The following is a 26,314-nucleotide window of genomic DNA, read 5'->3' as shown; positions in this document are numbered from 1 at the left end:
ATGCTGTGGGTATCGAAGCAGTAGAAATGCTCGGTCATGTATCCTCCATGGATGCTTAGTTATGCTTATTGGAGGCGATATGATACACATGGTTTGCGCTGAGTAAAGTCTTAATTATCAATAGGATAGTTGTACATGGTTGACCCTTTGGGGATGGTTGTTATGGTCTCCTTTGGGCAGCTAAGGTTAGATTTCCGTGTAAAGTCAAAGGTCTTCAAAAGGCTTTCGTTGAGCAAGCCCCAACCTTATTCCTTGAGGTTCAGTCTATCGAGCAATCGTTTAACCGTCATGGCCTTAAAGGTCTTCCCTTGAGCCGTCTTATGCCCAGCCTCATTGAGAGCCGTAGCGATAGCCTCAAGGCTCATTTGAGCAGAGACCATAGGGCTAAGGATGCCTCTGAATTTAGCCGCAAAGTCATCCGCTACCTTACGCTTGGCCTTGTTTCGTTCGTTGGTCTTGTCACGTAATCCACCTAGCTTCTGACCTCTAGCCTTGGCCTCAGCGAGTGCGGCCTTGGTTCTCTTCGATATGAAGTCTCTCTCTTGTTCAGCTAAAGCCGCATAGATATGCAACTGGAACTTATCGGCATTGGGCATCTGGGCAACCTTGAGATTCAGCCCTTTGTCATCCATTAGGGAAGAGACGAAGGAGACCTTACGGCTCAGGCGGTCTAACTTAGCGACAAGCAGAATAGCAGCTTCCTTCTTCGCTAGTGCGATAGCCTCGCTCAGTTCCTTGCGCTCAGCGTTCGCTCCCGACTCAACCTCTACGAACTCCGCTAAGACCTCATAAGGAACGCCTGAGTAGTTGTCCAAGAACAGCTGAATGTCTCGCCTCTGGGCATCAAGACCAAGCCCTGAGTCACCTTGCTTCTTGGTTGATACACGGTAGTAAGTAACGTACTTGATTGGGTCTGTCATGGGGCTTCCTCTTCGTTGTGCGCTAAGTGTAACAAATAACTACGTTCGTTGTGTATGTTATGTAGCGATTAACTTAGGGACTCCTAGGCCAAAATAGAACCCCCATGGGGTAAATCTAAAGGCGATTCAAAAAAGTGGGTTAAAGGGTGTGTCGTGTTGGCGGTGGTCGTGGTAGTATTTATGCTTAATTGATAACAAAGGATGTTTGATGAAAAAGCTACTACTTTCTCTTGCTGTGTTACCTATGATCTTTAGTCAAGCCATAAGCGCGAAAGAGGTGTCTCTTAAGTTTACAAATCTAAAGGGAATGTCATGTTACTCGACGGCTCCAGTCGGGTGCAATTCAGACAAAGTAGCTGATACTAAAGCTACATATTTCAGAGATGCAAAAGGAAATGAAAAGTTGCTATATCAAAGTATGGAGTACGAGGCTTTCCCTTCTCCAGCTGAAGGCTCGGCATCGTTTGCAGCAGTAGAGTCAAATTCTGATAAAGGGTGGGCGGTTATGGAGTTGATTACTTTAGACTTGGTAAACAAGAAAGTTTCCATTGTAGGAGCAAGAAGTAACTCGATTTACTCAAAGCCTGTTTATCAGCTATTCGGTGACATAGAGCCAGTTATGTGATGCTTAGCAATGTTGATCTAAGTCCTTTATTAGTCCCTTTTGCCTACTTTTTTGTAGCTGTTTTACTTGTTGGGCTATTCAAAAGCTCATGGTTTAAAGGGCATCTGGGAGAGTTTTTAGTTAATGCCTTAGCTAAGCTATGGCTTGATCAACGCACCTATCACCTCATTAAAGACGTGACACTACCCACTGAGAACGGTGGAACGACCCAAATAGATCATATCATCGTCTCCCCGTATGGTGTCTTTGTCGTCGAAACCAAAAACATGAAAGGCTGGATATTCGGTGGTCAGCATCAGAAGTTGTGGACTCAGAAAATCTACAGACATACCAGTAAGTTCCAAAACCCTCTGCATCAGAATTACAAGCACGTAAAAACTCTACAATCGCTTCTTGAGCTGGATGACAGTGAGATTCACTCCGTTGTCGTTTTTATCGGTGATAGTGACTTTAAGACTGACATGCCCGAAAACGTGACGTACGGTTTTGGATACATTAGGTTCATCAAGTCTAAGAATGTTCCCGTACTTTCAGAGTGGGAAATAAAACGACTAATAGGTGCAATTGAATCAGGTCGCCTAGAACGCTCTTTACAGACCACTAGAGAGCACGTAAAGAGTCTTAAGAGTAAATCTATGAGTGATACGCCTAGTTGTCCTAAATGTGGCAGTGCTATGGCATTACGTACAGCCAAGAGAGGGCAAAACGCAGGTAATGAATTTTGGGGGTGTTCGCGTTATCCTGCATGTCGAGGAATAGTTTCAAAGTAGTTATTGTTGGGAAGTTTGTATGAGATATTTGTGGGTTTTATTAATTCCCTTTCTATTTGTGTTCGTCATCCTCTATTTTCAATTAGTGGTTGGAAGAGGCGAAGATTTTGCGCATTCAGTTGCTATTACAGGGGCATTTGGCGATAGCTTTGGAATGCTAACCGCATTGTTTGCTGGTTATGCAGCTTTCCAAGTCAGACAGACCTTAATTATTCAAGATAAAATTCTTAAAGAGACAAGAGAAGATCTTGAGTTAAATCGAAATGAATTAGTTGCTAGTCAGCGCCAACAAAGAGTGATTGCTTTAGAATCTTCTTTTTATCACATGGTAGACCTTTTAAACGAAAGAAAGGACGGCGTGACGATATGGAGCAATAGTAGAGATGAAAATGTTGGTGGTGAAACAGCTTTAACAATCATCTATTCCCAAATAGAAAAAAAATATCAGGAGTTACTATTTGCAGAATTATCCCCAGATATTCGTCTTCCAACGAAGAGCTATAGTATTGATTATTTTGCCGCTTTTGAATTACTGGAAGATGAAGCTAAGCATAATCTGGTTATAGCGTTTAAGAAGTATTTGAAAGAAAACTTTGTAGAAGAGTTGGGGGCATATTTTTCCTTGTTAAGTACGTTGGTCGATTTTGTAGAAGATCATACTGTAGAGCTGCCTAACGATGGTTCTTTACTAAGGAAAGTCTTAACAGCTCAGCTCAGTGTCAATACGCTCAAGATATTAGCTACTTATTCCGTGATCTTTCACAAGAATCCCCCTGTTAAAAGAACAAGTTTTGTGCTTAAGAGAATGAATAACGTTAGCGCGTTTTATTTGTTTGATTATAAATATGCAGAATCAGTTTAGTCTTTTAGAGCTTTGGGATGGCCTTAACGGCTTCATAGAGCTTATCCAGACCATACCCATGGAAGTACGTGCGATAGCTCTCTGAGTAATTCGTACGAGAGTGACCTGTGAGCCAATCGACCATGTTAGGCTGTTCGGTTAGGTGGTTGTGCAGAGTCGTTGAGAACGTATGTCTAAGACTGTGTAGATCATGGGTCTTAGCATATTCATCGCCGAATAGTTCTCTCGTTACTTTCAGACGGTGATTGCCAAAGGTATTAGCCGCAAAGTCAAAGCCCTCGAACCCTGCTAAGTCTGCCTCTAAGTCTGGATGAATGGGAATGTATCGAGTAGCGTTTTCGGTCTTACCGTCTCCGTCAGGAGCTATTGAGAAGCACTTTACTGTTCCGTGTTTAGACTCAAGCTCAACGATGCTTCCTGAGTTAAGACTAATCAACTCACTTCGTCTCATTCCCGCATAGTAGCCAACCTTCCAGAAAAGCCTGAATCGCTCAGGTAGAGCGTTTAGTACCTGTTTGACTTCACTTACGTCATAGGCGCTTCTTCGTTTCGTAGGCTTGGCGGTTAAGTTTGGCTCTCTGAATGGATTGTTACCTTTGACTAACTGTTTTCTATGGGCTGTCTTGAAGATGGTCGATAGCGTTGTAACGTCGTTTTTAGCCGTCTTAGGTGTGACTCCTTGATCAATTCTGTAGTCCACGTAGTTATCAACAGTAAGGGTGTCTACGCGTTTTAACTCGATGTCCTGAGCGTTAAGAAAGCCTAAGAACTTTGAGACAACATTATCGAAGCTTTGGATGTAACGCTGGGCTTTACCGTCTTTTAAAGCCTTCTCTTTGGCTAGTTGCTTTGCTTGTGTGAGTGTCACAGAGATCGTGTGTGTCTTCCCCTTAGCCTTGTTGATGAAGTCGAGCATTGCCATTAATTCAGGGTCTTGCTTGTACGCTGGATCGTGGTGATAGCCTATCTCATACTTCTCAGCCATTTGCCTAAAGGCAGCTTCAAGCTCACTGAGTCTTTCATCTGTGATAGTAATAGGTTGGCCTTCGTTCTCGATTAAACTCTTGAAGGCGGCATCATGTTCGGCTATGAAGCCTCCCGAAATTAATGCCTCAAGTTTGCATCTTCTTGGTCTCTAAGAGTCAGGGCTATAGTAAGAGAGTCCGTTTTTAAAGACTTGCGAATGACCGCTTTGCCCTCAAATAGGGGGTGGTCTTTTAGTTCTTTGGGAACTCTGCGGTTGTATGTCCATGTGTTGAACTGTTTGGTGAGGTGTTTAGGCATTTAGACGCTCTATGTAACTAGGTTGTAACTAGGTATTATACGTCGTTAATCCTTATAATGTGGGATAGTCTAGGCGGGTAGTGAGTTTGGTCGCAGATTCAAATCCTGTCACTCCGACCAGTTTCTTTTTAAGTCAATTGCGTAAGTTGGCTTTTTTTGTTTGGATTTCGAGTCGTGGATATGTATTGTCTTCGTCGCCAGCGTTATTTTTTGGACGGTGTTGGCGAAGATAGGTTTTGAATGAAATCTTGCGCTTGGCTTACTTCTTGATGGAATACGTAGGCATTGAGTAAATCGATCTCTTTGGATTTTACCCCTAAAAACATGGTGCCAACATAGAAGTGTTTCGGAGTGGCTTGCATACGCATGACCTTGGCTTTGATATGCATTTGTTTGACTTGGTTTTTGTAATCAAGCGCATTGTCGAGCTTAAAGAACAGATCCAGAATCATGCCTTCATGGAGTTTATAGGGCGTGGTGAAACCGATACCGCCAGCGGAGATGTTGACATCACGCATCGCCCAGACATCGGGTTGTTCGATAATGGTTCGTCCGTTGATCACATCGTTGAAGACGCGAATAATCTCATCCAGATATTCATAGAGTGAAATGAACAGGCGAGCCAGCTTTGAATGGTTTGAACCGTAAATGCGGCGCAATGAAATCATATCGTCATCAATATCAAAATCACGGACAAACTCTTCCGAGTAGATTTCATCATAACCGGAATTTTGTACCACACGGTCGACCACGGCAAAAAAGTGCAGAACCTTTTCATCGAAATTACGAATAATGCTACTGGTTCTCTCGTTACCGGCAATCACCGCAAGGCGAATCGGTTGAATCAGTTCATCATAGAGCACCAAAAACTCATCATCATTGTAAGGCGACAGCCCTTTGGAGACTTGTGTCATTGCCGTTTCGAGCAGCTTGATTTTCTGGTTCAGGCAGCGCAATGCCTGATCAATTTGGCGGTGTTCTTCTCTGTCGGTCAATACGGTTTGAATATCATCATTAAAGGTATCCTGACGTTTTTGACGAACTCCTCAAAACAGAAAGCGGTGTATTCGATATCATCACTGAAAAAGTCGATAAAGGAACTTTTATTCGGGTTGATGTTCTCATAGCTCTGCATAAAGTGCAGATGCATTTTGCCTGCAACGCGGAAATAGCGACGACGTTCCTTGATCTGTTTCATCCAAATAAGCCGCTATGAGTTGTATACAGGTGTTTGTTGACGCGCGCTTGCTGTTCGATAAATTGTATCCATTCAACCGCTTTTGGAAAGTGGCTTTTTATCTCTTCGACATAATTGACGACGGCTAAGTGCTTGAGTTTAAGGAAGTCTTCATAGGCACGAATGAATTCATTGAGCATAAAATCGATCTTATGGTCATCAAAAAAATGTAGATGATCGATACAGCTTAGGCGATAACTGATCAAGGCATTGACGATAAGAGCCTTTTCAATCGGCTTTAATGCGCTGAAGTCTTCATCATTAAAATTGTCTTGCTGGCGATATTTGAATTCAAACAATTGCTTTAAAGGCACATGCAAAGCCATATGCAGAGCAATATCTCTACTGTTCAAATTGAGCTCGTTGATAAGGGAGCGATCGGTGTGGTATTGAGTGCCTGACAAGCTGAAGTCTCCATAAGACGCTTTCGGGGCTATTTTACTATGCTGAAATAATCTGTGAAAGATTAACTGTCAAAGAGTTTTTGGATTGCTTGGCTTGGGAGGAAAGGGGGTAAATAGCCTAGCCACCAAAGTGGCTAGTTAAATGATCATAAGATTAGTGGCGACGTCTTTTTTGTTCGATTTCCAGCATAATCATCTCTTTCATAAGAGAGTTGGCTTGGCTTTCATCGTGGTGTACGTTCGCTTTTAAGAGCTTTTTCCAAGTCTTGCTAATCTTCTTATCTAGTTTAGAATTTTTCATAACTAAAGCCCTCTTTTTGTTATTTTCAGTAATAATATATTACTAAATGCTCGTGTTGTCAAATTTATTTCTGAAAAAACAATCACTTACTATCCCTATTAAATTATTTTATGGTAGAACCCTCATGAAAATGAACAGGGATTAGTCTCTGAAAGCCTTTAAATTAAAGGCTTTCAGCATAAATTGAGAAATTGAGTCAAGGATGAAGTTAGAGAAGGAGCTGTTTCGCCGAATCGGACTTTAGTGCATTAAGCGTTTCAGCTTAACCGGGTTTTTATGCAGGTAGTTCCACTGCGTAATCAAGCCTATCAGCAACAGCAGCAGAGCACCAAATAAGACACTGTATAACCACAATAATGGATCAAGTGTTGGCGTGGTTTTAAGCAGGAATTGACTGATCAATAAACTGGCGATTTGCGCAAAGGTGGCCGCAAATACGCCGGTCAGAGCACCTAGAAAAGCAAACTCACTCAAACCGATTTTAATAATGATGTGATTTTGTGCGCCAAGCGTTCTTAACAAAAGCCAAGTTTGCAGGCGAGACTGCTGTGAAGCCAAGGTGGCTGTAAACAGCACCGCAATACTTGCCAGCAAAGTAAAACCATACAGGCCGCTTACCGCCCAGCTGGCCTGTTCCATAATATCTTGAATCTGCTTCATCACCTGACGCACATCAATCAACAGTACTCCTGGGGTTTGTACGGCCAGCTGTTGAGTCAAAGTGGTGGCTGAGACTTTGGTATCTGCGTCTGACAGATGAAAATTGCTCAGATAGGAGATGGGTAACAAGCGTTCGGCAACCGGTTCGATAATAAAGAAGAAATTGAGCTGAAAACTCTGCCAGGTTACTTGGCGGAATGACCAGACCTGATAAGCAAGCCGTTGCCCGGAAATATTAAAGTAGAGGATATCACCGAGCTTGATATCGAATAATTCGGCGATCTCCTGTTCCACCGAGACTCCCGGGTATTGCAGTTGGCTGCGATCAATTTGCGCAGTGATTTCATTATGGCTTGGAATATCCTCGAGAACGGCTATATTGGCTTCACGCTGTAATAGTCGTTGGGCGCGATCGCTCGGCATCTGATCGGCTTGCAATATTGTCTGGTTTTTCTTGATTAGGCGGGCACGCACCATTGGTGCCTCGGTTTTATCGGCAACCGAGCTCAGAATTGTATCCACTTGAGCCTTTTGTTCCGGCTGGATATTGATGACAAAGGCATTGGGTGTATTTTGCGGCAGGCTCGCTTGCCAGTTCTGTAACAGATCCTGACGGACAAAGGTCATTAACATCAAGACAAACAGTACCATGCCGACCGAAATCAATTGGATAGTGACCAGTCCGGGCTGTTTATTGAGATTTGACAGCGCGATACGGAACCAACCGCGGCTTGATAACTGCAGCCATTGCATCCATTTGATTAACAGCTTGGCTACCAGCCAGAAACCGATACCGGTAAACATCACGCCAAGTACAATCCAGTGGATGAGATCGCTATTCAACATCAGACTGATAAGTAATAGCAGTAGTGCGAAACTGATAAACCAGTGAATCGCATGAGGGCTTGACGGCACCGCTTTGAGAATTTGAATCGGCGCAACCTTCAAGGCTTGCTGAAAAGCTTGCCAAGCAAACGTCCAGAGCACCAGAAAACCACTGATAAAGCCGCTGATTAACGCGGTCATAGGGTTAACCTCAGCCAAGGGGGTGAAATAATCGCTTAAAATCGGTTCTAGTGCTAATGAGATAAGATAGCCAAGCATAATGCCGATTAGACTGCTAAATAAGGCGATCCAGCTTAGTTGCCAGCTGAAAAGGCGGTACATTTGTCCATTGTTTGCGCCGAAGGCTCGCATCAATGCCATAGAGTTTTGCCATCGCGTCAGGTAAAAGCGACTGGCAATGAGAATCGATAACCCTGCCACCAGCACGGCTGAAAGTGCCGATAAGTCCAAAAACAGCCAAGCGGTATCTAAAGAACGCCCTAAATCTTCGGAGGGAGCTGAGGCTGAAAATATTTCCCAGTGCGGTTTTTTATTTTGTTCGAGTAATTGGGCAAACTCGCCAAGAGCGGCATTGTCTCCGGCAATGTTAAGACGATACTTGGCCCGACTGCCGACACCAAGCAAACCGATTTGTTGCAGATTCTCCAGCGTCATATAAATATTCGGTGCCAAGCTGTTAAACGGGGTTACCAACGAAGCGCTTTGCACACTGCCGCCAAGGCTGAATTTTTGATTGCCCAAAGTGACCTGGCTGTCGCTAGTAAGTTGCAGTAAATCAATCAGTTTCGGTTCTACCCAGATCAAGCCATTGTCGAGAGTACGATAGGGTAAGGCTCGGTTGATTTGATAGTTGCCACGCAAGGGCGAGACTTGAGAAATACCGTTAATACGTACCAGTTGAAACTTGGGTGCCGATTGCACATTGTTCTCCACCATTGCCATGGTGACAGTCGAAATAGATTGATTGCTTTTCAAACCCAGTTGTTGGGCTTTTTGCGGCCATTTTTCATCGATAGGCCTTGAGCTTTCCAAAACCAGATCCGCTCCGAGTGATTCGGCGGCTTTTAACAGCATGCTTTGTTGCACGGTTTCGCCAAGTTGCTTGACCACGGTGACGGTTGCACTGGCAATCACCACGGCAATGATTAACCAGAGCCAGTCTCCCTTGAGCAGGCTGCGGTAGAACCATTTTGATGCGGTTAAGGCCTCCTGTGCATAGCGTTTAAGCATAGGTGTGCATCTCCAGATGACCGTCGGTCAAACGATAGGTTTTTTGACAGAGTTTGGCAAAGCCATTGTCGTGGGTGACCACAACCAAGGTGGTTTTTTGCGAGCGATTCAGGTCAAACAATAATTGCTGAATTTGCTGGGCGGTCTGTTCGTCAAGGTTTCCGGTAGGTTCATCGGCAAACAGGATTTTTGGTTCGGTGACAAAGGCGCGGGCAATCGCGACACGTTGCTGTTCTCCGCCCGAGAGTTCAGCAGGGCGGTGTTTGGCTCGGTTTTCCAGGCCGACACGTTGCAATGCATGCCAGGCTTTTTGTTGGGCGTTTTCCACCTGAAACAACTCTAAAGGCATCAGAATGTTTTCCAGCGCGCTCATACTCGGCATAAGCTGAAAGTTCTGAAAAATAAAGCCGACCTGTTGGGCGCGCAAAATGGCTCTTTGGTCTTCACTATAATGGGTGATGTTTTCACCGAGAAGATGAATTTCTCCCTGTGTAGGCGTTTCCAAACCGGCCATAAGCGATAGCAGGGTGGATTTACCCGAACCTGAACGGCCGACAATAGCAACGATTTCTTCAGGCTGGACACTCAAGTTACAGGATTTTATGATATCTAAAGTCTCGTTATCCGAAGGAATCTGGTAGTGCACATCTTTCAATTCAATCATCAGCGTTTACGCCCTTGTTTATTGGCTATTTTGTCGTTGCTATTATTGTTTCATATTAGTCTAAGCCAAGCCGCTGAACAACTGCAAAACAGTGCAAAGCAGACTGTTTCAATGTTTGCGGATAAGCAAGCCTCAGCAAGACCTTGGCTGGTTATGGGGGATAGTTTAAGTGCGGCCTATGGTATTGATGTCAGTCAGGGCTGGGTGGCTTTATTGGCCGAGCGTCTAGGCGATATCCCGGTGGTCAATGCCAGTATTAGCGGAGAAACCACCTCGGGAGGCAAGCAGCGTTTGGGCGCTTTAATGCAACAATATCAACCCGAGGTTTTGGTCTTGGAATTGGGGGCGAATGATGCGCTGCGCGGTCAGGATTTGAGTACCAGCAAACAAAACCTGCAAAGCATGATTAATCAATGCCTAGAGCAGCAAGAAAAATGTCAGGTGGTGTTGCTGGGGATTCGTTTGCCAACCAATTATGGGCCCGCTTATGATCAGTATTTGCAATTGATCTATCAACAATTAGCACAACAACATAAGCTGTTATTTGACCCGTTTTTTATTGAAGATGCGGCGCTTGATCCCGATTTAATGCAAGACGATGCTCTGCATCCGAATAGGCAAGCGCAGCCGATAATAGCCGATCGAATTTACCAACTTATCAAACCATTGCTTAAAGCCGATTAAAGTTCCATTGATGGAGATTTAACGCTGGCTTTCAAACAGCAGTTCTTCATGCTTGTCTGAAAAAACGGCTCGAGGTTTATGGACCTGTAATACATTGAATTGCGCGACTGCACTTTGTAGATAATCCATTTGTTCCATAATCGAACTTGAGGTTGACGAGATCTCTTCTACCAGCGCGGCATTCTGCTGGGTGGCATCGTCAATTGCAATAAATGTCTGGCTGATATGTTGTACACCATTGACTTGCTCTTGCAGTTGGTCATGCATTTGACTGATATTGGCGGCAACATCTTCTACCGCCTGTTCGTTATGTTTGAAGGTCTCGGTGGTCTCGGCGGTTAGCTCTAAGCCAGTTTTGACCTTAGTCAAACTCAGTTCGGAGACATCTCTGATCTGTTTGGCGGCTTCCGCCGATTTTCCGGCCAGGGCACGGACTTCGCCCGCGACCACGGCAAATCCACGTCCGGCTTCACCGGCACGAGCCGCTTCCACCGCAGCGTTTAACGCCAATAAGTTGGTCTGGAAAGCGATGCTGTCAATCACATCGGTAATGTCGGCAATGCGTTGGCTGGCCTGGGCAATCTCTTCCATCGCCTGATTCATATTGTCGATTACCGTACTGCCTTGATGGATTTTCTGACTGACCTGCTGACTCAGTTTTTCAACTTGTTGGGTCTGTTGTAAAGACGCGGTTAGCGTTTGCGTCATCTGTTCCATTTGTTGAGTAGTACTCTGTACTTGTGCTGCCTGATTCTGTACTCGATGACTCAAATTATGGTTGCCGCTGCTGATTTCATTGATACCGTTAATCGCCTGTAGGGTGGACCGCTGGACGTCACTGAACATCTGGCTGATATTCTCCGCCATTAGATCCATACTCTGTTTCAAGTCGTGTAGCTTACCGCTAAAGGTTTCCTCAGATTGGTAATCGAAGTGACCTTGTTGATACTGGTTCAAGATGGTGTTGGTCACTTCGATCGAGTGCGATAAGGCCGCCAAAGAATTATTCAGATAGTGTTTCAGCTGTTGGAAATCGCCAGGCAATTCAGCCTCAATACGGCTGTCGAATTTTCCTTGGCTCATCGCTTTCATGACTTCGATTACCGATTGAATAGTACTGTTTTGCACCGCTACCGCATTTTGCAGATTGTGCATGACATGGGCATATTCGCCCTTAAACTGACTAAAATCGATTTGCAGATTGAGTTCGCCTTGCGCCAGTTTCGATGCGGCATTATCGATTTGCAATAGCGTGTTTTGCACCTGGCTGACCGACTCGTTAACGCTGTTTTTCAAGGTCAATAAATCCCCGTCGTAGCTTCCTTGAATTTGGCTGTTAAGCTCGCCTTTTGCAAGGTTTTGGCTGACTTGGCTGAGCTCCTGTGTGATTTGGCGTACCGAATCCAGAACCTTGCCAATGGTTTGTCCTATATCGTTAAATTCATTGCGACCTTTGGGAGTATGCCATCGATTAAACTGTCCGCTTTCGGCCATTGTCTGCATTTGCTGGCGCATATCATTGAGCGGATTAGTAATCGAGGCCAATATAGCCGGTGTAAACAGGCTGATAATCAATAAGGCGATTAATAAGATTATTGGCATCTGTTGTAGCATCTGTTGACTGGTTGAAGTCAACTCTTGAATAAGACCACTGGTGACCGCTCGATTGGCAAGCATCGCGGTTTGTACGATCTTATTGGCTTGTGTGGTCAATTCACTGATGGTCTGGTTATTCTGCACGGTGGTGGCGAAATAGTCCTTTAGATCGTTAAAAGATTCCTGGTAGCCATCACGCGCCTCTTGCAGTTCGGAAAACGCATCCTGGCGGGAAAAATCGCCGGAAAATATTTCCTCCAAGTTGCTAAAGATGGGCGCTGCGGAATCGCCAAGACCTTGTTGATCAAACTGCTCTTTGTATTGGATATCGGCACTGGAAACCATTTTTACCATCGCTTGCTGGGAAATATGCAGGCGTTTTTTCAGGTCAGCCAACAGCTCGTGAGTGGATGTATCCAGGTCTTCATCGGCCGCGAATTTGGTCAATAGTTGATTGAGGTTTTTGGCCGCAGGTTCAATGCCATAAATAATGGTTTCGCCAATCTGGTTTTTTAGAAAAACCAAGGAGTTAACCGATTTTTTGATATTCATCAAAATGCTATCTAACTGGTTGACCCTTTTGTTTTCATCACTATCTGCTTGATTAGCTTCGGCTTGGTTTTGTGTGGCGTGTTGGGCGTTTACTTTTGCAGTAGGGGATTCAGAGATTCGTGTTGCTGAATTTTTCTCTGCGGTGTCTTTTTGCAGGACCTTTTCATTGAGTGCTTTCAATAGCTCAATTTGTTGGTTGAAACGTTTGCCGTCTTCTGCACTGGCGGTGAGGGTGTAGCGATTCATACTTTGTTGGGTGAGCAGGAACTGGTTTTGGAATTCCGACAGTACCGTGGCGTGCTGTTGCTGTTCGTGATAGAGTTTTTGGGCGCTTTTATCGACGGTCATAAGGGCTTGATAAGCCAAAAAGCCAATAATGGCCAAAAAGAAAATAACAATGGCAAACATACCCCAAAGGCGTTGTTTTACTGATAAGTTGTGTAATCCAAGCATGACGATTCCTGAATGATTGCGGTCTTAATTCTGTTTTATATCAGGAAATAATTATATTTAGGCAATGTGACGTTTACATGAAGAGTGCGGATTGTTTTAGCGAACAGGTTCATATTTTAAAATCAATGTAAAACAAAGGGTTGGGTGGGGTTTACTGCTTTTGTTGATTGGCAATATTGCAGTTTTTTGACAGGTTTTCGAGTGATTCGACAGGCTTGCGAGGCATGAGCGCGCAACAGTGCCGATATTACCAGCGTTGTTGCGTGCGATTTTTAATGCTGAGTGGAAATTGTGCTCGCATTATCTTCTGCGGCATTTTCGACCTTATGTGCCAAATAGGTTTTTAGCGCCTGTGACTTACTGCGAATATTGAAGGTCAGGCGGGCGACATCGTCAAAATGTTTGGCGAAGTGAGTGTTCATATCCTCTTTCAAATAATCCGGCAGTTCCAAATAGTCCTTGCGATTATCCTCCGGCAGAATCAGTTCTTTAATACCCAAACGACGCGCGGCGATGACCTTTTCACGAATGCCGCCGACAGGCAGAACCAAACCGTTCAGACTCAGTTCACCGGTCATCGCAAGCGGGGTTTTAATCGCTTCATCACGAGCCAATGACAGCAGTGCCGTCGCCATGGTAACGCCGGCACTCGGTCCGTCTTTCGGGGTAGCGCCGTCCGGTACATGCAAATGGACAAAAGCTTTATCGAAAAATTCCGGGTCGGCCTTGTATTTTTGCAGGTTGGAGGCGATAAAACTGTAGGCGATACCGGCAGATTCCTGCATCACATCACCGAGTTGGCCGGAGAGTTTAAAGCCCCGATTTAAGGTGTGTACTCGATTGGCTTCGATGCTCAAGGTCGCACCACCCATTGAGGTCCACGCCAGACCGGTTACGGTTCCAATCTGTTGCTGCATTTTCTCCGGCTGGAAGCGCGGTTGTCCGAGCATCTCCTCAAGTTCGTTGACATGGATTTTAAAGCTCTCCAAGTCGGTGGTGACAAACTTCAATGCCAATTTGCGAATCAGTTTGGCAAGTTGTTTTTTCAAATTACGCACACCGGCTTCACGTGCATAGCCCTCAATCACATGGCGAATCGCAGGCGTGGTGATTTGTACCTGCTGTTTGCTTAAGCCGGCTTCTTTAAGCAAGCTTGGCCATAGGTGGTGTTTGGCGATTTCGACTTTCTCTTCGGTGATATAACCCGACAAACGAATCACTTCCATACGATCCAACAGTGGCCCCGGAATGCTATCAAGGGTATTTGCGGTACAGACAAACAGAGCGTTGGATAGATCAAAACGGATATCCATATAGTGATCCATAAACTCATTGTTCTGTTCCGGGTCTAATACCTCAAGTAACGCCGAGGCCGGGTCACCTTGATAAGAGGCACCGATTTTATCGATTTCATCGAGCATAATCACAGGGTTGGCGGTTTCACAATCCTTAAGCGCTTGAATGAACTTACCTGGCATGGCACCGATATAAGTTCGGCGATGGCCTTTAATTTCGGCTTCATCACGCATGCCTCCGACCGAGAAACGATAGAACTTGCGCCCCAAAGATTCGGCAATCGACTTACCGATGGAGGTTTTCCCTACTCCCGGTGGCCCCACCAGGCAGATAATGGAACCGGAGACCTCACCTTTCAAAGCGCCGACAGCAAGAAACTCGAGAATACGGTCTTTGACGTCTTCCAGGCCGTCATGACCTTTATCCAAAACCTTTTTCGCCCGTTTTAGATCAAGCAGGTCTTGGCTGTGAATGCCCCAAGGTAGTTGGGTCAACCAGTCAAGCCAGTTGCGGGCGACATTGTATTCAGGTGATTGCGGATCAAGCATCTGAAGTTTGGAAAGCTCCTCTTCGGCTTTTTTATTGGCCTCTTCGGAAAGTTCGAGCTTTTCAATGCGTTCACGGAAACGGTCGCTATCCAGCGTTTGGTCATCTTTGACCATACCGAGTTCTTTTTGGATCTCATTCAGTTGCTGGCGTAAGAAAAACTCGCGTTGATGATCGCTTAAGTTCTCCTCGACGCGCTCGCGGATATTGAATTGCAGCTTGGTGACTTCGATTTCTTGCTTGATCAAAGCCAGTACCTTTTCCATACGTTCACTTAGAGTCAGTGTTTCCAACACATCCTGCAATTTGGCATTTTCCGCAGTGGTCAAGGCCGCGGCAAAGTCGGCTAATTTCGACGGTTCACTGGTGCTATAGCGGTTAAGGAAGTATTTCAGTTCTTCACTATAGAGCGGGTTTAATGGCAGTAATTCACGAAACGCATTCATTAACGCCAGACTGTAGGCTTTGAACTCTTCGGTAGAACCGTCATTGATATCGGCAGGGTAGCTGACTCTAGCTCGGTAAGGAGCATTACCCGACACCCAGCGTTCAATTTCAAAACGACAAACGCCTTCGGCGATAAGTTGAATGTAATCGGCTTTTACTTTCGGGTCTTCGATTTTGACCAGCGTTCCCATTGAGGTGAAGTCGCTTGGTTCGGCCTTGTCGTGATTTTCGGTCTCGACAAAAATAATACCGATATATTGGCTGTTTGATTTGCGGATTGCCTCATAGGTCTCATCCCAGCTATCACGGTTTAACAGAATAGGCAGTTGCTGTCCGGGAAAGAAAGGGCGTTCCTTGACCGGAAGCAGATAAATGTCGTTCGGCAGGTTCTGGTCGGCACGTGCCAGGTGGCCAAAGAAACCTTCTTCGCCATCGTCACTGGCAATATGTTCACCTTCGAGCACCGCATGAGCGGTTTCGATCAGTTTTTTGGCCAAAGCTTCATTGACCTCGATTTGAATTTTCTGCTCGTCAATGTCATCGTTTTCAGCGGCATGACTTTCTTGTGGCTGTGCAGCAACCTCATCCGCATGATTGCTTTCTTTATCAGCGGAGGCTGAAGTGTCGTTATTTTCCATTTCAGCGTCGTTGTTCAGATTTTTCTCGGTCATAGTCTTGTTTACAGTCTGTTGTCTTGTTTTTACGATTCACCGTTATGCATTCATTGCTGCCTAGCGGTTTTAACTTAATCGTATTGAGAATACGGTATTATATGTGGACTTAAATTCATGGATTCAAGAGAGAACGATGCAAAATAATGAAATAAAAATCGGTTTTGTCACCGTATCGGATCGAGCGAGCCGCGGAGAATACGAAGATTTGGGCGGTCCGGCTATGCAAGAGTGGATTGGCAAGGCATTGGCCAACCCGTGGACAGCGGTTGCAACCGTGATTGAAGATGAACAAGCTTTAATCGAAAGCACTCTGAAAGACATGGTCGACAATCAAGGTTGCAGCCTGATTTTGACCACGGGGGGGACCGGTCCTGCAAAACGCGATGTGACACCGGAAGCGACGGAAACTGTTTGCGATAAAATTCTTGATGGTTTCGCCGAGCAAATGCGCGCGGTCTCTTTGCAATATGTGCCGACAGCGATCCTTTCTCGTCAGATTGCCGGCACCCGTGGCAGTTGCTTGATCATCAACTTGCCGGGTAAGCCCTCGGCGATTGCCGAATGTCTGGAAGCGGTTTTTCCGGCGGTGCCTTATTGCATTGATCTGATTGAAGGCGCTTATTTGCAAACCAATGATGAATTCGTCAAAGGTTTTCGTCCTAAACACGCTAAAAAACCGAGTGCATAATAGGCTATTTTCGCCCATAGGCACCATGACAATATTTGCCAGTGAGAAAAATATATGAGCAATTTTAGTTACCAATATGAAGGTTTGGAAACGGTTATTGATTTTGTCCGCTGGGGCGGAACCCTGTTTAGTAAAGCCGAGCTGTATTTTGGTCACGGAACCGATAACGCGTTTGATGATGCCAAGGTATTGGTGTTTCATGTCCTCAATCTACCGCAACAAATTCCAGATAATTACTGGCAAGCTCGCTTGACTTTACAGGAGCGTGAAAAGGTCAAGGAGCTGTTTCAGATTCGTATTGAAACGCGCAAACCTTCGGCCTATATTACCGGTGAAGCCTGGTTTGCCGGGCTACGTTTTATTGTTAATGAATCGACTTTGGTGCCGCGTTCACCGATTGCGGAATTGATTGCCGAGCGTTTTCAGCCTTGGGTTGATGCCGATGAGGTTACCGATGTCTTGGATATGTGTACTGGTAGCGGCTGTATCGGTATCGCTTCATTGCAGGCATTTCCGAATGCGAATGTCGATCTGGTCGATATCTCGGGTGATGCGCTTCAGGTCGCGCAGCAGAATATCGAACACTATGGATTGCAGGGGGTCGCGAATACGATCGAATCAGACTTGTTCAGTAACCTAGCCGGCAAAAAGTATGATCTGATTGTCTCCAATCCGCCTTATGTCGACCAGATCGAGATGGATGCCTTACCGGAAGAATACAAGCAGGAGCCCAGTTTAGGGCTTGCCGCCGGTGATGATGGGTTGGACTTGGTACGCAAGATTCTTGCTCAGGCCGCGGCCCACCTGAAAGATGACGGTGTTTTGATTGTTGAAGTCGGTGTGTCGCAATATTTTGTCGAACAGATTTATGCTGAATTACCACTTTATTGGTTTGCATTCGATAATGGCGGAGAAGGTGTATTCGCCATTCAAAAATCGGAACTGGAGTTGTTTCAGGAGTTTTTGGACGAGCAGGTTATCTAGTTGAAAGTGCATTCAATTGAAAGCCGCCCTCGAGGCGGTTTTTTTATGTCAAAATATTGTTAATTTTTTTCTGGCAGGCTTATTGCTAAGCCTAGAGTATATCGAATTATCAATGGTGTTTAGGGTCAGGTTTGGTCTCTGAATTCATTAAGTCCATTAAGTTTAGGTGGGAGCCTATATGAAACACTTGTGTTTGAAAACCCTGGCACTGACGGTGTCGGCGATTTGTGCAACGAATGCTTTGGCGGTAACCAAGAACGAACCGCCATTGGTGGATTTGGGTGCCGAGATGAAAGCCAAAACCGGTGGTGTGCCTAAGGTGACTTATGAGGATCGAGAAAAAACAACGCCTAAACCGCCTAAGCCGGAAGAAAAGGTAGAAGCCAAATCAAGCGCCACTGAAGCCGACAGCGAAGATAAACACGCCGTTGAGAAAAAAGACAATCCGCATTGGAGTTATCGAGGTGAAACCGGGCCGAATTTTTGGGGAGAAATGTCTTCGCAATTCGCTACCTGTAAAGAAGGGAAAAACCAGTCTCCCATCAATCTTAATGATGCCAAAGGGGTTGGAACGACCAATCTGCCGGAACTGTCGATTTCTTATCAGGATGTGCCTTACCGGGTCACCAATAATGGCCACACGCTTCAGGTCGGTTATCCATTAGGCAGTTATATAAAGGTAGGTGAACACCGTTATGAATTGATGCAGTTTCATTTCCATACGCCGAGCGAACATCAGAAAGAAGGCTTCAATTATCCGATGGAAGTGCACATGGTGCATAAAGACGGGCAAGGAAATTTTGCGGTGATGGCGGTGATTTTCCGTGAAGGGGCTTTCAATGAGACGTTGCAAACCGTGTTGGATAATCAGCCTAAACAGATCGATAAGCAGCAGATTTTCAAAAATGTGGTTTTAAATCCGGTCATGTTTATGCCGGCGAATACCGAATATTATAATTACAGCGGTTCCTTGACCACGCCACCTTGCAGTGAAGGGGTGTATTGGATGGTCTTTAAACACCCGATTGAAGCTTCGGTGGAGCAGTTACAGCAGATGAATGAGATTATGGGTGATAATCATCGGCCGGTTCAGCCACTCAATGCGCGAAATGTTTTGAAGTCTTGGGCGGACAATAGTCAACTGCAAGAACCACCTATGTATGAATACTACTGACATATACAGCGTTAAAACTATTTAAGTTCAAAGCCCTATTTATTAGGGCTTTGTGCTTTTATCCAGTCGATAAGCTCCGCAAACGGTAAGGGTTTGCTGTAATAGTAACCTTGGGTAATGTCACAATTCAATTGCAGAAGAATTTGTTCGATTTCCTCTGTCTCGACCCCCTCAGCGGTGACGCTGAGTCCTAAGTTGTGCGCCAGATCGATGGTTGATTTAACGATCTTATAATCATTATCGTCACTCGTCATGTCACTGACAAAGGTGCGGTCGATCTTCAGTTCGTTGACGGCCAGGTTCTTCAAGTAAGCGAGCGAAGAGTAGCCGGTACCGAAATCATCAATGGAAATATCAAAGCCCATTTCTGATAGCGCTTGAATGGTCTGTGCCGCTTGCTGCGGTTCTTCCATAATGGCACTTTCGGTGATTTCCAGAATAAAGTGTTTCGGGTTGGCTTTTTTGTCCTTGATTAGCTGCGCCACCTGTTCCGGGAAGCCTCTGTCATAGAGATTTCTCGAAGACACATTAATCGACATTACGCTGTCAGGAACATACGCTGTAAGCTGTGCATGGGTTTCAATTGCCGAATTCAGTACCCAGAGCGTCAGAGGGGTAATGGTATTGCTCATTTCGGCAAAGCCGATAAATTCATCGGGCGGAATCAGCCCGTAGGTTGGATGATTCCAGCGAATCAAGGCTTCAACACCGTTAAATTGGTACCCTGACCGGTAAGCGTCATTTTCGGCTGATAATAGAGTTCGAACTGGGAAGCTTCGATAGCCGAGCTGAGCTGAGTAATCAGTTCTAGACGTCTGACGCTGTTGATATCGTTATAGTCAGAATATATTTCATAGCCGCTATGTTTTTGCTTGGCATTGTACATGGCGATATCTGCTTGTCTGAGCAGTTCATGGCTGTTATTGCTGTGTTCCGGTGTAATCGCGACACCAGCACTGAGGCCGACATTGATCTGCAGGCCATTTACTTCAAAGGGCTGTGTGGTCAGTTTGAACAGCTCATCGATAAATGCAATCGCATGGACTTCGCCACCAGAAATCAAAAAAGCAAATTCGTCGCCACCGAGTCGGGCAATGCGGTCATGGTTTGATACCGCTTGTTGCAAACGCGTGCTCAGCATTTTAAGCAGTTCATCACCTGCATAATGACCTAATGCATCGTTTACCTCTTTAAAGCGGTCAATATCAATAATGATGACCGAAGCCGATTTATTTGGCATATTGCGTAAACGATTCAGGCAACTCTCTAGCTCGATATGGAAGCGGTTACGGTTTGCCAACCCGGTCAAAGGATCGGTATTGGCCATGAAGTCGAGGCGATTGCGTTGTTCAATCAGGTGGCTGATGTCTTGCATGCTACCGAGTAACCAGGAGCCGTCGGTCTGATTTTGCATTAATTTGATATCGACAAAAAAGCAGAAGCTCTCGTCAGATCCCTTGTTGTTTAAACAAAGCTCAAAAGCCTCGCTACTGTCGCTGATTTCAGCAAGTTCGAGCTGATTGATAAAGAGATTCTGGTGTTTCGTGATAATTAAACTCAGAAATTCATTGAGGTTGAGCGATTCAAGGTCTTCATTAAGCTTAAGCAAAGAGTTGATTTGCGGATTGAGGTGAAACTCTTTTTTATCAATATAGTATTCCCAGTGGCCGCTGTTGGATAGCACCTGTGCCTGAGATAATCTTTGTTCGGTCAAGGCAAGGGAATGAATAGTTTCACGGCTGTTGACAATCATTTGGTTGATTGATTGGGTCAGAGTGCCGAGCTCATCATTGTGAGTCCACTTGTTCTCGTTACGGTCGAGTTTAAGTAGATTGGCTTTATTAATGAGATTCTTATCTTCGAGAAACTCTGCGATTCTGCTCAAATGACGTGTCAGCAAGTGCTGAAACAGAAAGAAGATAAAAAATGATACCGCAAAGGTTTTGATCGCTTGGGTGACCAGAATGATTAAGGCGGTATCAATCAGGCGATGATACACATTGGACAAGCTTGCCGAAATATTCAAGTTGCCCAGCTTGATATCGCGGTTGCGGTAGTGATAGATAATGTCCACATTATGATTAATGCGGTGCTCTGCCTTTTCACCGAAGCTAATCAATTTGCGCGAGCTTTCATTTGGGATGAACTCGATATAGGTGATATCAGGTAGCTTGAGAATTGACTGCAGTTCATCTGTCAGGCCTTTTTCATTTACCGTCCAAGCTTTTTGGGTGATCGACTGCACATTGGTGAGCTGAATTTGCTCGAAGCGTTGGTCAATCAATCCCAGGTCGTAGCGATAATTCAAGTTCAACTGGATGGCCGTCAGCACCAAAGTAATCAGGGAGCTAAAAAGCAGTAAATAGATAATCAGCTGTTTAGATATATTGTGGTTGCTGCTGTTTTGCACTGAAAGATAATCCTGCTGGCGGCCTAAAAATTAAAATGTCGGTTCGACTTTGAATACTTGGTAATAGATTTTAGCAACAGTTCCATCCGCTTTCATCGCTTTAATGGTCTCTGCAAGCGGTTTGCTATAAGCCTGGTTCTTCTTGTGCAGAATCAGCGACAGTTTTTTTACGGCCAGTGGCGGTGTGAGATAGGCATGAGCATTCGGTAGTCCGACATCTTGTAACGCTTTGATGCCGCTTTCATAACCAAGTAGTGCAACTTCAATACGGCCTTTTTTGAGCATTTTCATCAATTGCTCGGGAGACGATAGGATATATTTTTCACGTGGATTGACGCGGTTTAAGTTATTAACCAGAATTTTCCAACCCACAACGGTGGCAACAGAGTAGGGTTTTAAGTCCTCGAAGTTATTGATTTTCAATCCCGGTTTTTTACTGAATGCGGCAAAGGTAGCCTCAAAAAAGCTCTCCTCTACCGAGATTAGGTTTTGATAGCTTTTGGTTACCACCTCTGGAATTCGGCAACATTCGCCATCGTTGATGCCTCGATTGACAAGGTCGATGGACCTTTCCGCGGTAAGTACCTCAAATTCGATATTGATATGCGGCATGCGACGGTCAATTTCTTGAAGAATGCGTTGGTAGTAATCTGAAATGGGTGCGGTAAATCCTGAAGAGATATAAAGGGTTACCGTTTTGTTTTGCATTGGCTGGCTATTTTCGTCTTTGGCTAGTGTCTGAGCAAAAGCTTGATTGCTGAAGCCTAGAAAAAGAAGGCTTGTCAAACAATAAAATACGATGCGTGTTGGCATAATTTGTTGTCCTCAATCCATAAGAAAATAGTTTTAAGCCCCGAATTAAAAGGGATTTAAGAGGTTCTGGAAATTCCTTCAAGACGCTGTAAATGCTATTACAGTTTGAGCTAAATACCAAATTCATTAATAAACACTTATATATGCGTGACGATAGGGGGGATCGCTAAACAGGGAGCTTTGCTTGGCTTAATACTGCTCTTGATAGGCATCGATAAATTCCTTGGGAATAGGGCAGGATTTATGTGTTTCCAAATCCATGCAAACCCATAGGGTATGACCGGTGAAAACGGTTTTCTGGTCGCTGTTACGAATGATTTGATAGTAGCGCATACGTTTTTTGGCGCTACTGGGCGCTTCTACCCAGGAACCGATCAATAATTCATCATCTAAATAACAACCGGCGCGGAAATTCATCTCATGCTGGGCTATGACCATAACCTTGCCCAGCTGCTGCATCAGATCAAAGTCGATTCCCACCGCCAGACTATGTTGCCAAGAGATATGTTCCATCCATTGCAGGTAGACCTTATTGTTGACATGATTGAGATGATCGATTTCATCGGCATTGACTTTGTGTTCGATGATAAAAGGTTTTGCATGCTGCCAGTTCATAGCGTTTACCGGTTTGGATTGAAAGCGAAAACGACTCAGGGAATGACCTTGTTTTGTAGGCAATTTCGCCTGAATCTAGTAGAATACAGCGATTATAAACGAATTATCGAGATGAATATTTATGTCTGGGAATACTTTAGGACAAAACTTTAGAGTGACCACTTTTGGCGAAAGCCACGGAATTGCCTTGGGATGTATTGTGGATGGTTGTCCTCCAGGCTTGGAGTTATGCGAAGAAGATATTCAGCTTGAATTGGATCGACGTAAGCCGGGCACCTCAAAGCATGCGACCGCACGTCGTGAAGACGATAAGGTGCAAATCCTGTCGGGTGTGTTTGAAGGTAAGACCACCGGTACGCCTATCGGTATGATTATTCATAACACCGACCAGCGATCCAAAGATTATTCAAAGGTTGCCGAGACTTTCCGTCCGGCGCACGCCGATTACACCTATACACAAAAGTATGGTTTTAGAGATTATCGCGGTGGCGGGCGTTCATCGGCACGTGAAACCGCAATGCGAGTGGCTGCCGGCGCAATTGCCAAAAAATACCTGAAAGAGCGTTTGGGTGTCGAGATCAAAGGGTATCTGTCTCAATTGGGGCCGATTACGGTTGAAAATGTCAGTTGGCCGTTTGATAACGATAATGAATACTTCTGTCCGGATGAAGCCAAACGTGAAGAGATTCGCCAGTATATGGATAACTTGCTCAAACAAAAAGATTCTGTCGGGGCGAAGATATCCATTATTGCGAAAAACGTTCCGGTAGGTTTGGGTGAGCCGATTTTTGATCGTTTGGATGCCGATTTGGCGCACGCTTTAATGAGCATTAACGCGGTAAAAGGTGTGGAGATCGGTGATGGCTTTGCCGTCGCGGCGCAACGCGGCACGGATCATCGTGATGAAATGAGCCCGCAAGGGTTTATGTCCAACCATGCCGGCGGCATTTTAGGGGGTATTTCAACCGGGCAGGATATTGTTGCCCATATCGCCTTGAAGCCGACCTCAAGCATTATGACTCCGGGTAAAAGTATCAATACCTCCGGTGAAGCCATTGAGATGGTGACCAAGGGGCGTCACGATCCTTGTGTCGGCATTCGCGCCACCCCGATTGCCGAAGCGCAGATGGCGATTGTGTTGTTGGATCATTTTATGCGCAACCGCGCACAAAACGGCGATGTTGAGGCGCCGATTATGGATCTTGCCAGCGCGGGACTATAACGCCATTCAAGATTGACAAGGCTGAAACCTTAAGGGTTTCAGTCCAAACGTCTTGCTGACAGCCATGTCCACCGGTTCGATGCATCTACGGGAGCCAAGGTGAAAGATTGTACTTATCAAAACGCCTATAAACGGTTGTCGATTCACTATTTTTTCTATTTCGCCGTCTTGGGCATTCTCTTGCCTTACTTTGCCTTATATTTGAGATCGCTTGATTTTACTCCGGTACAGATCGGCCATGTTCTGGCGACCATGTTGATCACCAAGGTGATTGCGCCGAATATTTGGGGCTGGTTGGCGGACCGCAGCGGTCGTGTTATTTTCTGGGTGCGCTTGGCTACTTTTATGAGTTTTAGCATTGCGAGCCTGTTATTGGTTGTGGAAAGTTATTGGGCGGTGTTATTGACCGTGCTTGGCTTTAGTTTTTTTTGGCATGCCTCCTTGCCGCAATTTGAATCCTATACGCTGGGGTGTTTGGCGGAAAATAAACATCGTTACGGGCTGTTGCGTCTTTGGGGGTCGGTCGGTTTTATTGTTTCGGCGCTCTTGGTCGGTTGGCAAATCGAACGCGTGGATATCGATGTCGTGCCGTTCGATATCGTGCTGTTGCTGTTGCTGGTTTGGTTAAGCGGCTTTTTATTCAGAGAGCGCAAGGCGCATCATGAAGAGCAGCTCGATCAACGCTTTTTCAAGGTGTTGAAACGCCCCGAAGTCCTCGGGATTTTGGCGGTCAGCTTTTTGGTACAGTTTTCTCATGGTGTCTATTACACCTTTTATACCATCCAGTTGTCCGAGCTGGGCTATGACAAGGAATTGATTGCCTGGCTTTGGGCTTTAGGGGTTCTGGCGGAAATCGGTATTTTTTTCTGGATGGCGCCGTTGTTTAAAAAGTTTGCCGTGAAATCTTTGATTCTATTAGGTATTGGCTTGACGATCATTCGTTGGCTGGCAATCGGCTTTGTTGCCGATGAGCTGCTGGTATTGGTCATGGCACAATTGCTGCACGCCTTCAGTTTCGGTTTGTTGCATGCGGCGGCGATTTATCTGGTAGATGAATTTTTTACCGGCCGGACCCATGGCCGCGGTCAAGCGCTTTATGCTGCCAGCAGTCATGGTTTAGGCGGTGCAGTCGGTATGTTTATCGCAGGTTACGCCTGGAGTTTTGGCGGTGCCGAACTTGCCTACAGTATCAGTGCGATAGCGGTTTTTTTCTCGGCCTTGATCGCCTGGCGCTGGCTGCGATAAGCATGAAAAAATCCGCAGATTAATGGCTTAATCTGGCAAAATATCTGTTATTCATTTTTTTATAAAATAACGAAATTTTTAGACTAAAAGACGATTTGCTAAGGAGTCATTATGCGTTTGCTACATACAATGTTACGTGTCGGTAATCTGGAAAAATCAATTGAGTTTTATACCAAGGTTATGGGAATGCAGCTACTGCGCCAAAAAGAGTATCCGCAAGGCGAGTTTACCTTAGCGTTTTTGGGTTATGGCAATGAAGAAGAAAACACGGTGTTGGAATTGACTTACAACTGGGGTGTACAAAGTTATGACTTAGGTGAAGGGTATGGTCATATTGCGGTTGAAGTCGACGATGTCTACAAAGCTGCCGATGCGGTAAAAGAAAATGGCGGCAAGATCATTCGTGAAGCCGGCCCAATGAACGCCGGTACCACCATTATCGCTTTTGCCGAAGATCCGGATGGTTATCAGATAGAGTTTATCGGTGCCGACCATCAGCGCGGTTAAGTTTGGAGCAATAAAGAGTGATTAATCAAGCGGCAGATGTTGATAGTGTTTCCGCGCTTATCCAATTGGCGGTAGCGCCGGTATTTTTGATTGCCGGTGTCGGTGCTATTCTGGGTGCGTTTTCGCAGCGTCTTGCTCGAATTACCGATCGTATTGAAAAGATTAATTCTAAATTGATTCTGGCCGGCGATATGAGCGGCGATCATTCGATTTCGATTAGTGATACGCAAACTCAAGATCTTTTGCTGCAGCGCCGCTATTTGGAAAGAAGGGCGCGTAATATGAATCGCGCCATTTTGTTTTGCACCACTACAGGGTTGTTGGTTGCGGCGGTGATTATGACTCTTTTTGCCAGCGCGTTTTTTGATTTTAATAGCGCTGATCTCATAGCGGCTTTATTTATCAGTGCTATGCTCAGCTTTATGCTGGGTTTAACGTTGTTTTTGCGGGAGATTTTTATGGCGACTTATTTTATGCATAAACGCCATGGCAAAATGAGCGCGCAGATCAGTTCCGATTAGCGCTTAGGTTTATTTTTGATTTAAAACCAGTGGGCACAGTGACATTGGTTTTACGCTGTTAGGCACTGTGAAAGAAAGGAAATA

At 45.2% G+C, this 26,314-nt stretch carries 26 protein-coding genes; 11 read left to right on the top strand and 15 right to left on the bottom strand.

Features of this window, described 5'->3' with window-relative positions:
- Nucleotides 1-245: 245 nt before the first annotated feature.
- Nucleotides 246-920 (bottom strand): recombinase family protein, encoded by a 675-nt coding sequence (locus FE785_RS07825; protein WP_138565221.1) that lies wholly within the window; start codon nt 918-920, stop codon nt 246-248.
- A 208-nt stretch (nt 921-1,128) separates the two neighbouring features.
- Here FE785_RS07825 and FE785_RS07820 point away from each other — a divergent pair, with 208 nt between their 5' ends.
- The 3 genes from FE785_RS07820 to FE785_RS07810 are packed head-to-tail and all read left to right on the top strand — an operon-like array spanning nt 1,129 to nt 3,177.
- On the top strand, nt 1,129-1,545 hold the full coding sequence (locus FE785_RS07820) for a hypothetical protein (RefSeq protein ID WP_138565220.1): 417 nt from the start codon (nt 1,129-1,131) through the stop codon (nt 1,543-1,545).
- Nucleotides 1,545-2,315 (top strand): nuclease-related domain-containing protein, encoded by a 771-nt coding sequence (locus FE785_RS07815; RefSeq protein ID WP_138565219.1) that lies wholly within the window; start codon nt 1,545-1,547, stop codon nt 2,313-2,315. Before FE785_RS07820 ends, FE785_RS07815 begins: the two co-directional genes overlap by 1 nt.
- 19 nt (nt 2,316-2,334) lie before the next feature.
- Nucleotides 2,335-3,177 carry a hypothetical protein gene (locus FE785_RS07810; RefSeq protein ID WP_138565218.1) on the top strand — a complete coding sequence of 281 codons (843 nt, stop codon included), beginning with the start codon at nt 2,335-2,337 and terminating at the stop codon, nt 3,175-3,177.
- Nucleotides 3,178-3,181: 4 nt separating this feature from the next.
- Here FE785_RS07810 and FE785_RS07805 read toward each other — a convergent pair whose 3' ends face one another.
- The 8 genes from FE785_RS07805 to FE785_RS07780 all read right to left on the bottom strand — a co-directional run bounded on the left by FE785_RS07805 (nt 3,182) and on the right by FE785_RS07780 (nt 9,803).
- Nucleotides 3,182-4,162: a tyrosine-type recombinase/integrase gene (locus tag FE785_RS07805; RefSeq protein WP_138565217.1), complete on the bottom strand. Its 981-nt coding sequence runs from the start codon at nt 4,160-4,162 to the stop codon at nt 3,182-3,184.
- Nucleotides 4,163-4,281: 119 nt separating this feature from the next.
- Nucleotides 4,282-4,461: a DUF6538 domain-containing protein gene (locus tag FE785_RS11025; protein WP_420856742.1), complete on the bottom strand. Its 180-nt coding sequence runs from the start codon at nt 4,459-4,461 to the stop codon at nt 4,282-4,284.
- A 203-nt stretch (nt 4,462-4,664) separates the two neighbouring features.
- The gene (locus tag FE785_RS07800; protein WP_138565216.1) at nt 4,665-5,456 is read right to left on the bottom strand and encodes a PilZ domain-containing protein; all 792 of its coding nucleotides are present in this window, start codon (nt 5,454-5,456) and stop codon (nt 4,665-4,667) included.
- Nucleotides 5,453-5,659 carry a hypothetical protein gene (locus FE785_RS07795; protein ID WP_138565215.1) on the bottom strand — a complete coding sequence of 69 codons (207 nt, stop codon included), beginning with the start codon at nt 5,657-5,659 and terminating at the stop codon, nt 5,453-5,455. Before FE785_RS07795 ends, FE785_RS07800 begins: the two co-directional genes overlap by 4 nt.
- The gene (locus FE785_RS07790) at nt 5,656-6,051 is read right to left on the bottom strand and encodes a hypothetical protein (protein WP_168188938.1); all 396 of its coding nucleotides are present in this window, start codon (nt 6,049-6,051) and stop codon (nt 5,656-5,658) included. Before FE785_RS07790 ends, FE785_RS07795 begins: the two co-directional genes overlap by 4 nt.
- Nucleotides 6,052-6,256: 205 nt before the next feature.
- Complete coding sequence (locus FE785_RS10820; RefSeq protein WP_168188937.1) at nt 6,257-6,403, bottom strand: hypothetical protein; 147 nt, start codon at nt 6,401-6,403, stop codon at nt 6,257-6,259.
- Nucleotides 6,404-6,643: 240 nt separating this feature from the next.
- On the bottom strand, nt 6,644-9,139 hold the full coding sequence (locus FE785_RS07785; RefSeq protein ID WP_138565213.1) for an ABC transporter permease: 2,496 nt from the start codon (nt 9,137-9,139) through the stop codon (nt 6,644-6,646).
- Entirely contained in the window at nt 9,132-9,803 is a 672-nt protein-coding gene (locus FE785_RS07780; RefSeq protein ID WP_138565212.1) for an ABC transporter ATP-binding protein, read from the bottom strand. Before FE785_RS07780 ends, FE785_RS07785 begins: the two co-directional genes overlap by 8 nt.
- On the opposite strand from FE785_RS07780, the gene FE785_RS07775 reads away from it, so the two are divergent.
- Nucleotides 9,780-10,487 (top strand): arylesterase, encoded by a 708-nt coding sequence (locus FE785_RS07775; RefSeq protein WP_238696241.1) that lies wholly within the window; start codon nt 9,780-9,782, stop codon nt 10,485-10,487. The genes FE785_RS07780 and FE785_RS07775 overlap by 24 nt on opposite strands.
- An 18-nt stretch (nt 10,488-10,505) precedes the next feature.
- On the opposite strand, the gene FE785_RS07770 is transcribed toward FE785_RS07775, so the two are convergent.
- Together FE785_RS07770 and lon are read right to left on the bottom strand one after the other, a co-directional pair.
- Complete coding sequence (locus FE785_RS07770; RefSeq protein WP_138565211.1) at nt 10,506-13,088, bottom strand: HAMP domain-containing methyl-accepting chemotaxis protein; 2,583 nt, start codon at nt 13,086-13,088, stop codon at nt 10,506-10,508.
- 272 nt (nt 13,089-13,360) lie between these two features.
- Nucleotides 13,361-16,048 (bottom strand): endopeptidase La, encoded by a 2,688-nt coding sequence (gene lon / locus FE785_RS07765; RefSeq protein WP_238696240.1) that lies wholly within the window; start codon nt 16,046-16,048, stop codon nt 13,361-13,363.
- Between the two features lie 136 nt (nt 16,049-16,184).
- On the opposite strand from lon, the gene mog reads away from it, so the two are divergent.
- From mog to FE785_RS07750, 3 genes are all read left to right on the top strand, one after another.
- On the top strand, nt 16,185-16,739 hold the full coding sequence (gene mog / locus FE785_RS07760) for a molybdopterin adenylyltransferase (protein WP_138565210.1): 555 nt from the start codon (nt 16,185-16,187) through the stop codon (nt 16,737-16,739).
- Between the two features lie 54 nt (nt 16,740-16,793).
- Nucleotides 16,794-17,723, top strand: a complete 930-nt coding sequence (prmB, locus tag FE785_RS07755; protein WP_138565209.1) for a 50S ribosomal protein L3 N(5)-glutamine methyltransferase — start codon at nt 16,794-16,796, stop codon at nt 17,721-17,723.
- Nucleotides 17,724-17,901: 178 nt separating this feature from the next.
- Nucleotides 17,902-18,897: a carbonic anhydrase gene (locus tag FE785_RS07750; protein ID WP_138565208.1), complete on the top strand. Its 996-nt coding sequence runs from the start codon at nt 17,902-17,904 to the stop codon at nt 18,895-18,897.
- A gap of 35 nt (nt 18,898-18,932) precedes the next feature.
- Here the strand turns inward: FE785_RS07750 and FE785_RS07745 are convergent, their stop codons facing one another.
- The 4 genes from FE785_RS07745 to FE785_RS07730 all read right to left on the bottom strand — a co-directional run bounded on the left by FE785_RS07745 (nt 18,933) and on the right by FE785_RS07730 (nt 22,735).
- The gene (locus FE785_RS07745) at nt 18,933-19,595 is read right to left on the bottom strand and encodes a putative bifunctional diguanylate cyclase/phosphodiesterase (RefSeq protein WP_138565207.1); all 663 of its coding nucleotides are present in this window, start codon (nt 19,593-19,595) and stop codon (nt 18,933-18,935) included.
- Entirely contained in the window at nt 19,592-21,307 is a 1,716-nt protein-coding gene (locus tag FE785_RS07740) for a GGDEF domain-containing protein (protein ID WP_138565206.1), read from the bottom strand. The genes FE785_RS07745 and FE785_RS07740 overlap by 4 nt, the downstream gene beginning before the upstream one ends.
- A 30-nt stretch (nt 21,308-21,337) precedes the next feature.
- On the bottom strand, nt 21,338-22,120 hold the full coding sequence (locus FE785_RS07735) for a substrate-binding periplasmic protein (protein WP_138565205.1): 783 nt from the start codon (nt 22,118-22,120) through the stop codon (nt 21,338-21,340).
- 189 nt (nt 22,121-22,309) lie between these two features.
- A complete protein-coding gene (locus tag FE785_RS07730; protein WP_138565204.1) occupies nt 22,310-22,735 on the bottom strand; it encodes an acyl-CoA thioesterase in 426 nt (141 codons plus the stop codon).
- Nucleotides 22,736-22,856: 121 nt separating this feature from the next.
- Between FE785_RS07730 and aroC the strand changes: the two genes are divergently transcribed.
- From aroC to FE785_RS07710, 4 genes are all read left to right on the top strand, one after another.
- Nucleotides 22,857-23,957, top strand: a complete 1,101-nt coding sequence (gene aroC / locus FE785_RS07725) for a chorismate synthase (protein ID WP_138565203.1) — start codon at nt 22,857-22,859, stop codon at nt 23,955-23,957.
- Nucleotides 23,958-24,056: 99 nt separating this feature from the next.
- Nucleotides 24,057-25,202, top strand: a complete 1,146-nt coding sequence (locus tag FE785_RS07720) for an MFS transporter (protein ID WP_138565202.1) — start codon at nt 24,057-24,059, stop codon at nt 25,200-25,202.
- 111 nt (nt 25,203-25,313) lie between these two features.
- Nucleotides 25,314-25,709 (top strand): lactoylglutathione lyase, encoded by a 396-nt coding sequence (gene gloA, locus FE785_RS07715; protein ID WP_138565201.1) that lies wholly within the window; start codon nt 25,314-25,316, stop codon nt 25,707-25,709.
- Between the two features lie 17 nt (nt 25,710-25,726).
- Entirely contained in the window at nt 25,727-26,230 is a 504-nt protein-coding gene (locus FE785_RS07710; protein ID WP_138565200.1) for a DUF2721 domain-containing protein, read from the top strand.
- Nucleotides 26,231-26,314 lie beyond the last annotated feature (84 nt).

Source organism: Thiomicrorhabdus sediminis, from assembly GCF_005885815.1.
Lineage (GTDB): Bacteria > Pseudomonadota > Gammaproteobacteria > Thiomicrospirales > Thiomicrospiraceae > Thiomicrorhabdus > Thiomicrorhabdus sediminis.
This window is presented reverse-complemented; position numbering and strand designations above follow the sequence as displayed.